Origin of the sequence: Mucilaginibacter sp., assembly GCF_041660805.1 — a bacterium.
GTDB lineage: Bacteria > Bacteroidota > Bacteroidia > Sphingobacteriales > Sphingobacteriaceae > Mucilaginibacter.
In genome coordinates this window covers 77,714-92,373 of the sequence record NZ_JBAZVP010000003.1, presented here as the reverse complement: position 1 = coordinate 92,373, position 14,660 = coordinate 77,714, and the positions used below count along the sequence as shown (strand labels likewise).

Sequence of the window (14,660 nt, the reverse complement as noted above, 5' to 3'; positions counted from 1 at the left end):
GTCGGTGGTTGTTACTTGGTATATATTGTACATTATGGGTATATTTTTGTACAATTCAGATATATACTTAATTCTTAGAAATCTTAGAAAAAAATAAATTTTAATTATTTACAGATTTTATAATAGTTCCCGGAAGCCTGCCTTAATACTTTAAAAACATCTTTGTCGCATTTTCTTGTTCCAGGCTAAACACAAGAATGATTTCATTGGGCAGCGACTCTCCAATAAGCATAGCCGGCGTCAATATCTACCAACGTTAACCGGCGATTCTTCAGAAATATTACTTAATCGCTCCTTCCAGTTATTGATCTCTGCTGCATTTTCTTCCTTTGAATTCCTGACCGGTCCGTAAACAACATGGGGCCGTAAAACTGAAAACCCTGTAAATCCCAGGATGCCGCGATGTATAGGCTTAAGGATGCCATCCAAATCACCCTGTAACCCATCCTTAAGGTACGCATCGGCAGGCGATCCGGTCGTGATGGAAAGCAACGCTTTTTTTCCCTTGAAAACTCCGGTTTCATAAAAATACCCCGTTTTGTAAAAACGACCCATTGCGAATACACGATCAACCCAACCTTTCAGAATGGCCGGAACGGAAAACCACCATAACGGGAACTGCCAGATCATCAGGTCACACCACTCGACTTTTTCCTGTTCAATCCTGATCAGCTCAGCAAAGGTATTTGCCCCGGTTGCATAAATCTCCTCCAATTGTTGCTTAAAGTATAAGGGATTATGAACGCTGGTGAAGTTTAAGCGGTCAGATATGGGATCAAACCGCATTTTGTAGAGATCTGTTGTTTTTACAACATGGCCGTCAGCTGTCAGTTGTGCTTCCGCAGCCCGGAATAATGCGCCATTGATACTTTGCGGTTCGGGGTGTGCGTATACGATTAAAATGTTCATCTTGCCGTCTTAATTTTTAATTGTGAGGCAAAAGTATTCGCTTGTCAGTACTTTAGCATGAGCACAGCCCGTTGTAATTAACTAACAAAAAAGTGAGCGATGAGTAAACGAAAACTGACATCTACCAACTATCGGAACCAAACCGAATTAATAGAATTCTGCGGAATGAACTATGCATTAAACATACTGGCAGGACGCTGGAAATTAATTATTCTCTATAAGCTGGAACGTCAGGCCAAACGCTATTCAGATCTCAAGAAAATAATGCCGAATATTACTGACCGTATGCTGGCCCTGCACCTGAAAGAGCTGGAGAGTGATGGCCTGGTCACAAGGACCATATACCCGGAGGTTCCTGCAAGGGTCGAATACAGACTGACAGACATCGCCCGGTTGCTTGCACCTGTCTGGAAGCAATTGGAGCAATGGGGACTGGAACACCGTAAACTTCAGGGAAAATTAACTGAGGAAGGGAACGACGTATCTAATGCGATGGTAATTTAGTGCAGAGCGCGAACCTTATTGTCAAACTGATTTTAAAGTTTATCGAGCATCTCATCCTGTGCGCTGTCAGGAAATTGAATGTGTTTTGATAAGTCTTTAACCATATTCCGGGTAAAAACGGAACTCGCAGCATCGCTTTTCATCATCATCTCCTAAGTCAACATGTCTGGATATTCCGGGAGATCCTGACCAGACCATTCCATGTGCTCTTGGGGCATCGATTTTGTGTTACAAAGTGTCGCTTGCAAAAGTCCTTTAATGTAAATTCCGGGGATTGTTGATTATTTAACACTATCTGATCCGGCAATCCGATACCGTCATTCTATGGATCATACTATCGTTATCATTACTGAGTGTAACTTGTTATGTCAACCAAAGTTTCATAAAATGAACAGTGATAGCTAATGTTTGGATATTTAGGGCTAAAAACTGAGAATAAAAAAGATAAATTTACCGGCATAAGCAGCGATTTTTCCATGAGCATAGCATTGCGACATCATTTAGAAAAAACAATAGACCTTACTGACGATGAGTTTGCCTATATCCTTTCCCATTTTACTGTCAGGAAACTGAGACGACACCAGTTCTTGATACAGGAGGATGATAGGGTCATAAATGATTATTGGGTAGTAAAGGGGCTGCTTAAAGCGTACCACACGGATGAAGCCGGAAAAATACACATCCTGCAATTTGCAATGGAAGACTGGTGGATCTCTGATTACCAGGCTTATATGAACAATACACCGGCAACCATAGCAATAGATTGTATTGAAGATTGCGAGTTGCTGGTTCTGTCTTCGGCAAACAAGGAGAAACTCTGTGGCGAATTCCACAGTATCGCCAATTTTTTTCGAAAAAAATCAAATGCTGGTTATGTGGCCCTGCAACAGCGCATTCTGCTTTTACTTAATAAAAAACCCCAGGAGAGATACAATCGCCTTTTCGAGCTTACGCCCCGGTTAGTTCAGCGCCTTCCCAAAACCCTGCTTGCCGCCTACCTGGGAATATCACGGGAGGCATTAAGCAGGTTAAGCCATCCATAGTGTGATCGTGATCACATGAATTTTGTGATCAGCTTCCTTTTTCATCGGTCCGTATAAGTGCAACTTTGTGTCAACAAAATCAAAGGATATGGCACTCAGCAATACAACTTCAGTCATTCTTGCCGAATACGGTGTAGAGGAAAATTGACTGCCCGGGTTGCAGCTTTTACAGCGTATCCGGGAGCTGGAGCAAGTCCCGCCACTTTTACGATCAAGAAAAGTAACAATTTTAAAACTAGTTATATAAGTATGAGAGCAATAAAAAAAGGAATGGCGACAATTGCAGGTTGCGCTATTTTGTTCACAACAACAGCAACTGCACAAACAATTACATCAACTAATATGAAAAAGAAAATTTTATTCGTGGTAACCAGCCATGACAAAAAGGGAAGCACAGGCGAACCTACAGGTTATTACCTTTCAGAAGTTTCTCATCCTTGGGAAATATTAAAAAATGCCGGATATGAAATAGACTTCGTAAGTCCCAAAGGCGGTAAAGCGCCTATAGACGGTTTTGATCTGAATGATAAAGTGAATGCTGAATTTTGGAACGATAAAATATATCATGACAAAATAGAACACACCAAGAAGCCCAGTGAAATTTACCCTGCTGACTACGTGGCTATTCATTACGCCGGCGGTCATGGCGCTATGTGGGATTTCGCAGATAACACCGAATTAGCTGCCATTGCAGGCAAGATCTATGAAAACGGCGGCGTAGTCAGTGCGGTTTGTCACGGTCCGGCAGGTATTGTCAATATCAAACTGAGTAATGGTAAATACCTCGTGGATGGCAAGAAAGTGAATGGTTTTACAGATGAAGAAGAGACTGCTGTAAAACTGGACAAAATTGTTCCCTTTTTATTGGAAGATAAATTAAAAGAACGAGGGGGTGTTTACGAAAAATCCGGTCTTTGGCAGGAACATGTGGTAAACGATCAGCGTTTGGTTACCGGCCAGAACCCACAATCTGCCAAGGCTGTTGGTCAAGCTGTTCTTGTTTTGCTTTCGAAGTAAGCAACCCAGGTTCTGTTCACGCTGTTAATAAGAAGAAAACAGGCGACAGGCATGCATCCATCGGCGAGCAGCACCTTTTACAACAGATACGTTGATTGTCTGAACAGTAAAAGGCTGGAAAATCTTGACCGGTTTGTTAACGGGAATCTTGCTTATGATAAAAAAGGAATGGAGTTGAAAGATTATCAGCAAATGCTCACGTAAAATTTCAGCGACATCCCTGATCTGCAATTCAAAATTGACTTTATTGTAGCCAGCGAAAACCAAGTTGCAAGCCGCCTGATTTTTCACTGTACCCCTAAGGCTGAATTTAAGGGTATTCCGGTTAATGGCAGGAAGGTATTGTTTGCAGAGCACGTATTTTACAAGTTGCTTGATGATAAGATCAGCGAAGTATCGTTGCTGATTGATACGGATGCCATACGAGCACAGATCAGTCAATGATTAACTCGATGAGGATTTCTTAGGATATAAGAAGAATCAATCCTCCGAGGGGCTTTCGGTGAATAAACGTTTAAAATAAAAGCCCTAACATTCGCTGCCTGGGGCTTTCAACCTAAGTATGTTTATGTTGATTTGAAAAATACCCGGGCTCGTAAAAATGTATTTCATAGATAATCAACGGAGAACATTAAGATCGTAGGAATTTAAAGCCCTCTATACAAACCGGTGAAGAGGAGTTTTGTCTTATATAAGATCCAAAGCTAAATTTTATAAATACTTCAAAGTCAGTTATAAAAAACTTAAATTGCATGCACTATTTATCATTTAAGTAATTTAAATGAAATTAAAATATACCATCATTATATGCCTTGCATTGGTCGCAATTTTCTTTGTTGCACAATCTTTTTACCCCAGTTTTCGGAAGAAAGTCGCGTCATCAAAGCCGTTTGGGTTTAACGGTTCAAGCGGGCGCGTTGCCGTATGCGGTTCAGCCTATAACGCTGCAGATTCAAGTTTAGCTATTCCGGCATTAAAAGGCTGGGGTAACTACAAATGGAAAATTACGACAACGTCTGACAGTGCCCAGTTTTACTTTAACCAGGGAATAAGCATGTATTATGCTTTTCATTCAATAGAAGCAATTGCATCATTTACCAAAGCAACCCGTTTTGACCCTGAGTGTGCAATGACCTGGTATGGCAAATCATTGGCTATGGGCCCAACTATTAATTATCCCAATAACTATGTATCTCCCACTGGTGCATACGAAGCATCTGTGAAAGCTAATACGTTCAAGCCTAATTGTTCTACGCCGGAAAAGGAACTCATCATCGCTATGCAGGAGCGCTATAGTAAGGACAATAGCATCAGTGTAAGGCAGTTAAGAGTTAACTATGTTAAGGCCATGCAATTGGTATATGCAAAATATCCCAATAATGCAGATGTAGTAACGCTTTATGCTGATGCCTTGCTATTACTGCACCCATGGAACCTGTATACCCACGATTTTAAACCCAAACCATGGACGCGCAAAATACGCTCCTTGTTAGAACACGCACTCGCTATTAATCCAAAACATCCCGGCGCAAACCATTATTATATCCATACCATGGAGGCATCTGCTACGCCGCAAATGGCTTTAAACAGCGCCCATCTGCTGGATACACTGATGCCGCTGGTATCGCATATCACGCACATGCCCTCACACGTTTATATCCGCACGGGTGATTATCCGCGGGGAATAAAGAATAATAACGCAGCGATCAGAGGATATGATCTTTATTTGAAACAATATGCCCCCGTAGTAAACGGAGCAGTACTATACCAGATCCACAACATGCATTTAAAAATCAACTGCGCGCAAATGGGCGGTAATTATAAAACAGCTATGAATACGTCCGACTCACTTAAAGCAATCATACCCCTGGCTTATTTATCTTTACAAGGTGCCGACGGCAATTTTTTTCAATACATTTATATGCAACCCGTATTAACATCGGTTCGTTTTGGGAAATGGGACGATATCCTGAAAATCAAACCGATTGATACGGTTGCCTATGCTTCCATCCTATTGCATTTTTCAAAAGGCTTAGCCTGGTGTGGCAAAAACAACCCGGTCAGGGCTGAACAGGAGTTGCAGCTACTGAACAATAAAATGCATGATGCCTCTTTAAAAGTACCTTTTGATAATTTTAGTTCAGCCTATGAAGCCGCGGGTGTTGCCCGGCTTATCCTGCAGGGCGTTATTGCCGGGAAACAAAATCATTATAATGCCGCTGCCGATATCTTAAAAAAGGCCGTAATCGCCGAAGACAAACTCATTTATAATGAGCCTCGTGACTGGCCTATACCCGCAAGGCAATATTTGGGAGAACTGCTGTTAAAAGCTGGCAGGTACAATGAAGCGATCACTGTGTTAAATAAAGATCTCGTTGTTCATCCTCATAATGGCTGGGCATTAACCGGGCTCAAGTTGGCTTATCAAAACACAGGCGATGACTTCGCTTTGAATAAAATACAACAGCAATTAAAAACCGCGTGGAAAATAAAAGATATGACCATTGACAAGCCTGTATTTTAAATGTTAACCAAGGTAAAGTTACCACCGATTACGGGTTAGACAGGATCATTTCCGGGTGCTGGGTGCCGCATTCATCTAAAGCATGAACGATGGCCCTGAGTGAATGATTGGAGGGAGTTAAAGCGTGTTCGACAGCCAGCGATGCTCCGTCATGGACGATACAAAACAGTTAAGTTCTAATGCTTTCAGTTTATAGGAAAGGATACGGGTTGATATTCCGAGGATGCTTTTCTGCAGATCATTAAACCGCTTATTTTGATCAATAGTATAACGATGATTTCAAATTCCATTTACCCCCGATAATATAAAGTGCATCATCGATAGCTTTCGCTTAAACCAGGTCGAATAAGGGCTCATTCCCTTCGGTAAACAAGGGAATGATTTTGAGCATTTCGAGGAAGGAGCCCGGCCAGCCATGGGTGATGATCAAAGGAATAGCATAATTGCCTTTACCTTTGATGTGCAGGTAATGAACCAAATGGCCTTCAATTTCCATGAGATACTGTGGGTAAACGTTTACGGTTTCTTCAGTTTCTCGCCAGTCGAAATCATTAACCCAGTAACCGGTTAACGCTTGCAGGTAAGGAAGGCTTACGCCATATTGCCAGTCATTTTCAGATATGGCCTCCGGCCAGCGGGCTGACCGATCCGTATGTCAAATGGCTGTTCCATGGTAGCGTTGTTTTTACAATTGCCGCAAAATTACAGCCCCCCAGATTTCACACCGGATCCAAATGTATAGCTAATACAGGACTGGTCATAACTTTAATTAGTCCTTACGTTTTATATCGATAGTTGAAATGTCCTAAACAATTTAATGCTGATGCGATAGATCCAGACCTTGTTCAGGCACATATTTATCGTATTCTATTTGTTTTGCAACTGCTTCCGCTGCTTCTTTACCTCTCAATTTTGCAACTAAGTGCAAAGCACCGTCTATACCAGCTGATATCCCAGCCGTAGTAATTACTCTGCCATTATCAACATAGCGGACATTTTGAAGCACTTTAGCTTTCGGTACAGCCTTTTGAAGATTTGTTATACTTTTATGAAAAGTGGTAACTGTAAGTTGATCAAGCAATCCCGCTTTCCCAAGAATAAACGCCCCGGTACAAACAGAAAAATAGCTTTTAGTAGCACTGTCTCTGGATTTTATCCAGGAAATAACTTCGGGGTCATTTGCTGCCACTTCATCTGATCCGCCGAATACGGCAAAAATATCTGTTTGCGGAGCATCCTTAATACTGTAATCCGGTGTGATCTTTAAAATGCCCTGCGACAAAAGAGGAGCTTTAGTTTTTGCCACAGTAATAACCTTGAATCCTGCATAGGAAAAAACTTCCATCGGTCCTGCAAAGTCAAGTACCTCTACTCCGTCATATAAGTAAAAGCAAACGGTTATTTTCTTATCCCCTAATACCTGTTGATTTTTCTCGACTAACGTCATCCCGCAATGCGAACAAACACCGGGTTGCTCATAAGTATTGGTATCACATGGATGGTTACATGGCGGGCATACGTATCTGGTTGCATAAACTTGCGTAAATGCAAAGCACGGAATAAAAAACATTAAGCGTAATAACTGTTTCATAGATGTATCATTAAGATCCAAAATTAACTGAATGTATTTAACAAATCAGGACAGCCATAGTAACAATCCGGCCATTTTAACAATGACAATATGTTAATTCTGTGATCCTTTAACTAACTTCCTCAGCTGAGCAGGACTGCTAAAACCACATTCTTTCGCTACCCAGGCTACCTTGTGTTTGGTTTTAAGCAGATGCTTTGCCTTTTCCTGTCTTAACGACTGAATATATTGTCCGATAGTGATGCCTGTGGCAGATTTGAATAAACGTGTAAGATTGCGCGGACTGATAAAGACCAATTCGGCCAATTCTTCTATTGTTATTTTATAGTGCAAATGCCTGGTGATATAATCTTGTACCTGATGTATATAATGGTTAATATGCTGCCTGCTTTGTAAATAAATGCTGTTTTGTGCTTCTGCTCCGTCTCTGCGCATGTAAACAACCATGTCTTTTGCTACAATGCACGTAAAAGCCGCCCCGTGCTGCTCTTCAACAAGGTAGAGCGCAAGGTCAATACCTGTAGCAATTCCCGCACTGGTAAAGATCCGGCCGCTTTGCACAAATAGTTTATTCTCTATTACTTTAAGCAGCGGGTATTCTTGTTGTAAAGCTGTGGTCCATGCCCAATGCGTTGTGCAATTGTGCCCGTTTAAGAGTCCGGCCGCAGCAAGCGCAAAAGCTGCTGTACAAATTGAAGATATGGTAGCGCCGGTTGCGGCAGCAGCCTGTAGCCAGGGCATCCAAAGGTGATCATCTGCCCTGTTCCATTTTTTAATTTCCATCCCGGCTACAATAACAATGTCATCCCTATTAACTGTTATCGAACTGAGTGGTTCAACATTTGAAAATCCAAGACCAGATGAGGTTGCCGGATTGTGATATGGCGAAACATAACGTATATCGTAATTCTTTCCGCAGCACCCGGACTCATAAAAGACGGTTACAGCACCAGCCAGATCCAGCAGGTGAACGCTATCAAATATGAAAAATATAACACGATTGGAGCTCATTTTTCAAAGTTAACAGATAGGAAGGAAACTAATGTAGCTTATCAACTATACGAGAGTTTATGATAATTATGTTTTAAAGTAACGGTTTCCAAACAATGTTTAGAGGCCGTTTTTTTTGCGTTGTACCCTAAACGGGGTTTGCCGGGAGAGCAAGGAGAGCAATATGATCTCCGCTATCCTGCGAAAGCATTTTCATAATGTGCCCTGGAGGCTTTGATCTCTGGCATGTGCATGTTAGCCCAGTCATATAAGTGCATTAGTGGCGTTACCAGGCTTTCTCCCAACGGCGTTAACGCATACTCCACTTTAGGCGGGATCTGTGGATACATTTTGCGCGTTAATAATCCGTCGGACTCCAGCATCTTTAAGGTCACGGTAAGCATTTTCTGGGAAATGCCGTCAATCAGCTGATGCAATTCGTTAAACCGTAACGTCCCATGGTCTGACAACATGATAACTGTCAGCATTGACCATTTATCACCTATGCGGTTCAAAACGTCTTTTACCGGACAATCGTCGCGATCATTCTCACATTTTCTGGAAATTTCTTTTTTCATATCTACCTCATTTTCAATAACAGTTACTTGTTGGTAAGTGTCTGACTTTCAAGTGCCTTCTTGTTTGGCAACAATTCGTATTGTAGTTTTGACTTACCAAAAGTAAGTTAATACACAAAAGTAAGAAAAGAATTTATGGATTTACAATTGAAAGGAAAGAGAGCGCTGGTTACAGGTTCCAGCGCAGGTTTAGGGGAGGCCATCGCCTGTTTACTGGCTGCCGAAGGCGCCGAAGTGATCGTTCATGGCCGTAACCAAGAAGGTGCGGCAGCAGTCGTTAAAAGTATTGTCGATTCCGGCGGAAAGGCCATTTATGCTTTGGGGGATCTGTCAACGGATAAAGGTGCGGACAACGTAGCTGATGCTGCTTTAGCAGGCGGTCCGGTAGCGATACTGGTCAATAATGCCGGCGCGTACCAACCAAAGCCCTGGCTGCAAGTGAGTGTGGACGATTGGCAAGACAGTTATAACGTAAATGTGCTGACTTATGTACGAATGATTCACCGTTTATTGCCTGCCATGAAGACTCTTGGCTGGGGCAGAATGATCCAGATCGGATCTTCGGGCGGTATTGAGCCGTTTGCCCTGCAGCCTGATTATTTGGCGGCTACTGCCGCTCGTCATAACCTGACTGTATCGCTGGCCCGGGAACTGAAAGGTACGAACATCACTTCAAATACTGTTGCACCGGGACCTATGCTGGTCGAGAACACACGCCAAATGCTGCTGGGCATGGCCGCGCAATATGGCTGGGGTGAAGAATGGGCCGATATTGAATGCAATGCGGTTGAGCAATTTGTGCAGAATGACGTCAGCAGGTTCGGAAGACCCGAGGAAGTTGCCGCCGCCGTTGCCTACTTAACCAGCCCGATGGCCGATTATGTAACTGGTGCATTGTTGCGAGTAGATGGCGGTCATACCAAATCTGTTTAAATAAAACATTATAACAATGAACAATAAATTTAGAAATATTATTGGGTGGACAGTTAGCGGAATCGTGCTGCTCTTGCTTACAGCTTCGGCGATCGACAAGATAATCGGAAGTGCCCACGCTTTAGAGATGACCCGATCATTTGGTATAACACCTGTTGTTTACCGCACACTCGGTATGATAGAGCTAACCTCAGTCATTCTTTTCATTTTTCCGAGAACAGGCGTACTTGGCTTACTGCTATTGTCATCCTACATAGGCGGCGCTATTGCCACCCATTTGCAACATGGACAAAGTATTGTATTTCCATCCGCCATTGAGGCGTTGATCTGGGTCGCTGCTTTGATCCGTTACCCATTCTTATGGCGACAATTAACGGTGCGGGGCTAAGGTCTCACTGTTACTCCCATTTGCCGGATCACTAGGCAGATATGAGACAGCAGGTTCGGAATCAACTAACGGTTAATATATTGCAAAGGTTGGACGGCATAACCGTCCAACCTTTGCAATACCGGAAGTACGGAGCTATTTGTCTGATCTAATTTGCGGACCAATTTGAAGGGGCGCGAGAGGTTCAGGAGTCAGGCTTGCTTCCAGCCGGTCATAGTAGTAAACCCCTGCTTTGCGATATAGTCGGGAATGAGAAATTATTTTGGTATGAAAAGTCTGCAATTCTTTATGAATATCTTTGGTCCAGGCTGTTTCTGCCAAAGCAGCAATGCGCGGGAAAAGAATCTATTGTAATTTAGCTATAGACGGAATAAATTCAGTACATTCCGGCCTGCACTTGGCTATTCTGGCTTTTTACAAGCACCCAATTGACGGTCATCGTGTTTACAGTATTTTACCGTGTCAAATCTTCGCCAACTCGAAAAGATCACTAAGTATGTTCATCCAAGTTTTTAAGAAGCATAGCGATTGGAAACCCGTCCACCATCGTATCAGCAATAACGGCAATTGTTATGCACATAGAGTAATTAATAAATCACGCCCGTATAACAAAGCTGAACTCAAAAAAACACCAAGCCTAACTTATGACTGTTTACGCATGCTTTGTTTGATCCTCTCCCTATGCTGTCCGCCCCAGGCACTGAGTTCGCCCAACACGTTTTTTAAAGTTCGGCTATATGCCGTTGCTTCATAGATTATGCTGACCGGAATTGTCGAATACACTTGACGTACGACAAAATCATTCAGTTCCAGATCTTTCAGTTCTTTGGCTAATACTTTAGAGGATATGCCTGTTAGTTCCTGCTGGATCTCATTGAACCGTTTGGAAGACTGTACCAGCGAAAGGATCAAAGCCAGCCGCCATTTTCCATTCAATACATACAGTGCATCAAGCACGTTCCTAAGCGAGTCTACACATTGCTTCTTATCCGGAATAGGTTCATCAATAACCACTTTCATAGCGCAAAGGTAATAACTTACCCGGAGGTAAGCGCTTACCTTCGGGTAACTACTCACTTTTTACCAGTCGGTAACCATAGTTTTGCCGGTAATAATTTATTAAAAAATCATGAAACACATACTTCATTTAAAATCAAGCCTGCAAGGCGCAGCGTCATACAGCATTAAGCTTGGAGATGCGATAGTCGAAAAAATCCAGGACAAGTATCCGGGCAGCACTCTGGAAGAGCTAAACCTGGTAGATCATGAAATACCACATCTTAACCCAGTTGTGCTGCGTACCTTCTTTGTCCCAACAGGGCAGCTTACCGAAGCAGATAAACAAACAATTCGCCTTTCTGACGAACTGGTTAAACAATTATTCGCAGCCGACATCATCGTTATTGGCGCCCCCCTCATTAACTTCACTATCCATTCAACGCTTAAAGCCTGGATAGACCATATTACCAGGGCAGGGATAACTTTTGGCTACAGTGAAACCGGGCCGGTTGGAAAGGTGTCCGGAAAAAGGGTTTATGTAGCTATGTCTTCAGGGGGTATTTATTCTGAAGGCCCGGGTAAGACGAACGACTTTGTTGCACCTTATTTAAAGGCGTTCCTTGGGCTTTTGGGCATGACAGATATGACCGTATTTCGGGCAGAGGGATTGAAAGTGCCTGGAGTAAAAGAACACGCTTTACAGAAAGCTATTGACAGCATCACAGTAGATTGATTGGGAACATTAACCGATTGAGTTTTATCATATTCAGTATAAGATATAAAAAACTGAGAGGAAACAGCCAGGCAAACATACACTAATCTAAATTTGAGCATTTCGTTTATCCCTTTCCACCTTTCCTTGGATTCAAAGATCATTTGTGAAACGCTGAAGCTAAAACCTTCTGAATGCGCAAACGAAGAAGCATATGAATAATAAAAGGTTATGAACTGCGTTGGCAACTGGCTTTCCCTAATGACTGACCAACAGCGCTATTTTGCACTACGACACTACCTCATGGTTTGCCGAAGTTTAATTTTTTTAGTTAATTCAAGTGCTTTATATAATTAATGTTCAGGAGGAAAGGAGAGTTCAGAACTTCTTAGCTATACCTTTAATCGTCAGTATATTATTGAAAGATTAATTAAAACTCTATGGATAGTGCTATGGCTTTACAAACCTTAATTTTGCTTCGAAATAGAACATATTCCAACAACGGTAGGAGAGAAGCAGTTAACTATTTGAAAAGAGAGGCGATCCCGCTGGGATGATTTTTGATCCTTTTGCGAGTCAATTATATGTTATTAGGCGCTTTAAAAGCACTTTTTTTCATTTGAAATCAAAACAGGGTACCATTTGAGGCACCAGTTATTTGACATGATTTAATACGCTTTAAGAACGTTCGTTTATCTCGTATACAAATATACTAATGTCCATTTGTATTTAGACAATTGTAATAGTCGTGGGACATTACAGAAGTCAGAAAAAATGACTTTGAATTATCATCAAAGCAAATATCAATGCTGTAAAATCTCATTCAGTTGTTAAAATACAGAAGATAGTCGTTTGCCAGCTAAAACAAAATTGTTACTTGCGTAACTTAATTCGTGGTAAGTTTTAATAGTTTTATTTTTGTTTAAAACAATGATGACATCTTCGTTTTATCACTTCAATTACTTCTTGAACATAGGGAAGGGAGTCAGCGGATGATTAATAAAATTTTTCAAGAGCTGCTTTATCAGAAACGAATGGAAAGCCAGATTCGGAAACTCATGTCTAATTTCTGCGATCGTTTTTTTATCAGCTTCAAAAGTTAATACTCCCAATGACACATCCATCCAGTCTGCTTTGCAAAAAATCACCACAGTTTCCTTGTACGCTCCCTTATATGCCGTTATTTTATGGTGCCAATATATCATTAACTCAATTTCCTCTATCCATTCTGCTTTCCCAATTTCTACGAGATAGTTATTTGCCTGTACAATAGATGGGTTTAAATAATCGATGGTCCGATCCGTCCAAATTCCAATGTCATGGTATGCAGCCGCGATGGCATATTTTTTTTCATTACTTTTATTTTTGTCAAGTAAAATGCAATATAGGAAGACACGATAAACGTGGTTCCGATATTTCTCATAATCGATACCAATGACAGATTTAAATCGGGACATTAAATCATCAATAATTTTGAGTGGAAACCCCATAAGCGATAGTTTGTTATTTTTGAATTAATGAGACAATCGGCAAACAGCAATAAAAGGTAAAACTCTTTTATATTCTATGATGGCCTTTCTTTTTTGAAGCTGGTGAAATTCATCCCGGAATTATTCTTGAAAAACTTACTAAAATGTGCATAGTCCTTAAAACCTAAGAAATAGGCAATCTCTTTCATGGTTGAACTGGTATAAATTGCTTGCCGTTTTGCCTCGACAACAATTGCTTGATGGATATGGTATCTTGCTGCAAAACCGGAAGTCTTCTTTACTGAACGGTTGAGATAATTTGGAGACACATATAAAATGTTGGCATATTCGGATACCATCTTCTTCGTCCTGTAGTGGTTGTTAAGCAAATCAAAGAACTCTCCGGCTAATTCGCTCCCTCTATCAGACCTTTCTTTCACCTGTATCAGTTCAGACCCATTGGAAAGATAAATGATGAAAATATGAAAAAGTCCCTTTAAAATCTCTAATTTAGAGGGAGTATAAAAGCTAAATTCCTTCAACATTTTTACCATTATATCTTCAAGGTCTTTTTGTAGGTCTAAATCTGGTTGTATAGACCTTACCGTAAGTAAATTATATTTCGGTGCGAAAAATGAGGGTATCGACCACTTGTCTGAAAGATGGATAACTTCCGGTGAAAGATAAATATAGTATCCGTCAAGTTTCCCTTCGGCGTCAAACATGCATATTTGACCAGGGTAAAGGAAGTAGACCACATTTTCTTTAATAATTAGACTGTGCAGATCTATCTTAAATATGCCATCTCCCTTCTGCACCCATATTATCCTATAGCCATTATTCTGGTCAGCCTGTCGGGCCGAGAGCTCATTACAGGTACACTGGTCCAAAGTTCGAATTTCAAATTGCATATTATCGTCTTTAAGTTTTAAGGTTTATTATATGACAACAACCGGTCCATTGCGTAATTGTCTGTAAACCTTATAATTATAGTAAAAATACA

General features: G+C 41.3%; 17 protein-coding genes and 1 pseudogene. 9 read left to right on the top strand and 9 right to left on the bottom strand.

Features of this window, described 5'->3' with window-relative positions; genetic code table 11:
• Positions 1 to 240 precede the first annotated feature (240 nt).
• Entirely contained in the window at positions 241 to 909 is a 669-nt protein-coding gene (locus tag WC743_RS05815) for an NAD(P)H-dependent oxidoreductase (RefSeq protein ID WP_373010905.1), read from the bottom strand.
• A gap of 99 nt (positions 910 to 1,008) precedes the next feature.
• Here WC743_RS05815 and WC743_RS05810 point away from each other — a divergent pair, with 99 nt between their 5' ends.
• The 6 genes from WC743_RS05810 to WC743_RS05785 all read left to right on the top strand — a co-directional run bounded on the left by WC743_RS05810 (position 1,009) and on the right by WC743_RS05785 (position 5,997).
• Positions 1,009 to 1,413: a winged helix-turn-helix transcriptional regulator gene (locus WC743_RS05810; protein ID WP_373010904.1), complete on the top strand. Its 405-nt coding sequence runs from the start codon at positions 1,009 to 1,011 to the stop codon at positions 1,411 to 1,413.
• 404 nt (positions 1,414 to 1,817) lie between these two features.
• Positions 1,818 to 2,456: a Crp/Fnr family transcriptional regulator gene (locus tag WC743_RS05805; protein ID WP_373010903.1), complete on the top strand. Its 639-nt coding sequence runs from the start codon at positions 1,818 to 1,820 to the stop codon at positions 2,454 to 2,456.
• A gap of 249 nt (positions 2,457 to 2,705) precedes the next feature.
• A complete protein-coding gene (locus WC743_RS05800; protein ID WP_373010902.1) occupies positions 2,706 to 3,473 on the top strand; it encodes a type 1 glutamine amidotransferase domain-containing protein in 768 nt (255 codons plus the stop codon).
• A gap of 51 nt (positions 3,474 to 3,524) precedes the next feature.
• Positions 3,525 to 3,677 carry a hypothetical protein gene (locus WC743_RS05795; protein WP_373010900.1) on the top strand — a complete coding sequence of 51 codons (153 nt, stop codon included), beginning with the start codon at positions 3,525 to 3,527 and terminating at the stop codon, positions 3,675 to 3,677.
• 12 nt (positions 3,678 to 3,689) lie between these two features.
• Entirely contained in the window at positions 3,690 to 3,917 is a 228-nt protein-coding gene (locus WC743_RS05790) for an ester cyclase (RefSeq protein WP_373011205.1), read from the top strand.
• A gap of 337 nt (positions 3,918 to 4,254) precedes the next feature.
• Entirely contained in the window at positions 4,255 to 5,997 is a 1,743-nt protein-coding gene (locus tag WC743_RS05785; RefSeq protein ID WP_373010899.1) for a hypothetical protein, read from the top strand.
• 117 nt (positions 5,998 to 6,114) lie between these two features.
• Here WC743_RS05785 and WC743_RS05780 read toward each other — a convergent pair whose 3' ends face one another.
• From WC743_RS05780 to WC743_RS05760, 5 genes and pseudogenes are all read right to left on the bottom strand, one after another.
• Positions 6,115 to 6,261 carry a winged helix-turn-helix transcriptional regulator gene (locus WC743_RS05780; protein WP_373011204.1) on the bottom strand — a complete coding sequence of 49 codons (147 nt, stop codon included), beginning with the start codon at positions 6,259 to 6,261 and terminating at the stop codon, positions 6,115 to 6,117.
• 67 nt (positions 6,262 to 6,328) lie between these two features.
• Positions 6,329 to 6,628: pseudogene (locus tag WC743_RS05775) on the bottom strand (epoxide hydrolase N-terminal domain-containing protein); the annotation flags it as partial.
• 183 nt (positions 6,629 to 6,811) lie between these two features.
• Positions 6,812 to 7,588, bottom strand: coding sequence for a DJ-1/PfpI family protein (locus WC743_RS05770; protein WP_373010898.1), 777 nt, complete (start codon positions 7,586 to 7,588; stop codon positions 6,812 to 6,814).
• A 93-nt stretch (positions 7,589 to 7,681) separates the two neighbouring features.
• On the bottom strand, positions 7,682 to 8,599 hold the full coding sequence (locus WC743_RS05765) for a GlxA family transcriptional regulator (RefSeq protein ID WP_373010897.1): 918 nt from the start codon (positions 8,597 to 8,599) through the stop codon (positions 7,682 to 7,684).
• 173 nt (positions 8,600 to 8,772) lie between these two features.
• Complete coding sequence (locus WC743_RS05760) at positions 8,773 to 9,156, bottom strand: winged helix-turn-helix transcriptional regulator (RefSeq protein WP_373010896.1); 384 nt, start codon at positions 9,154 to 9,156, stop codon at positions 8,773 to 8,775.
• A gap of 147 nt (positions 9,157 to 9,303) precedes the next feature.
• On the opposite strand from WC743_RS05760, the gene WC743_RS05755 reads away from it, so the two are divergent.
• The gene (locus tag WC743_RS05755) at positions 9,304 to 10,089 is read left to right on the top strand and encodes an SDR family NAD(P)-dependent oxidoreductase (protein ID WP_373010895.1); all 786 of its coding nucleotides are present in this window, start codon (positions 9,304 to 9,306) and stop codon (positions 10,087 to 10,089) included.
• A 16-nt stretch (positions 10,090 to 10,105) separates the two neighbouring features.
• Positions 10,106 to 10,477, top strand: a complete 372-nt coding sequence (locus WC743_RS05750; RefSeq protein WP_373010894.1) for a DoxX family protein — start codon at positions 10,106 to 10,108, stop codon at positions 10,475 to 10,477.
• 642 nt (positions 10,478 to 11,119) lie between these two features.
• On the opposite strand, the gene WC743_RS05745 is transcribed toward WC743_RS05750, so the two are convergent.
• Positions 11,120 to 11,554, bottom strand: coding sequence for a winged helix-turn-helix transcriptional regulator (locus tag WC743_RS05745; protein WP_373010893.1), 435 nt, complete (start codon positions 11,552 to 11,554; stop codon positions 11,120 to 11,122).
• A gap of 52 nt (positions 11,555 to 11,606) precedes the next feature.
• Between WC743_RS05745 and WC743_RS05740 the strand changes: the two genes are divergently transcribed.
• Complete coding sequence (locus WC743_RS05740; protein ID WP_373010892.1) at positions 11,607 to 12,209, top strand: FMN-dependent NADH-azoreductase; 603 nt, start codon at positions 11,607 to 11,609, stop codon at positions 12,207 to 12,209.
• A gap of 938 nt (positions 12,210 to 13,147) precedes the next feature.
• Here WC743_RS05740 and WC743_RS05735 read toward each other — a convergent pair.
• Both WC743_RS05735 and WC743_RS05730 read right to left on the bottom strand, forming a co-directional pair.
• Positions 13,148 to 13,678 (bottom strand): hypothetical protein, encoded by a 531-nt coding sequence (locus tag WC743_RS05735; RefSeq protein WP_373010891.1) that lies wholly within the window; start codon positions 13,676 to 13,678, stop codon positions 13,148 to 13,150.
• Between the two features lie 74 nt (positions 13,679 to 13,752).
• A complete protein-coding gene (locus WC743_RS05730; RefSeq protein WP_373010890.1) occupies positions 13,753 to 14,568 on the bottom strand; it encodes a helix-turn-helix domain-containing protein in 816 nt (271 codons plus the stop codon).
• Positions 14,569 to 14,660 lie beyond the last annotated feature (92 nt).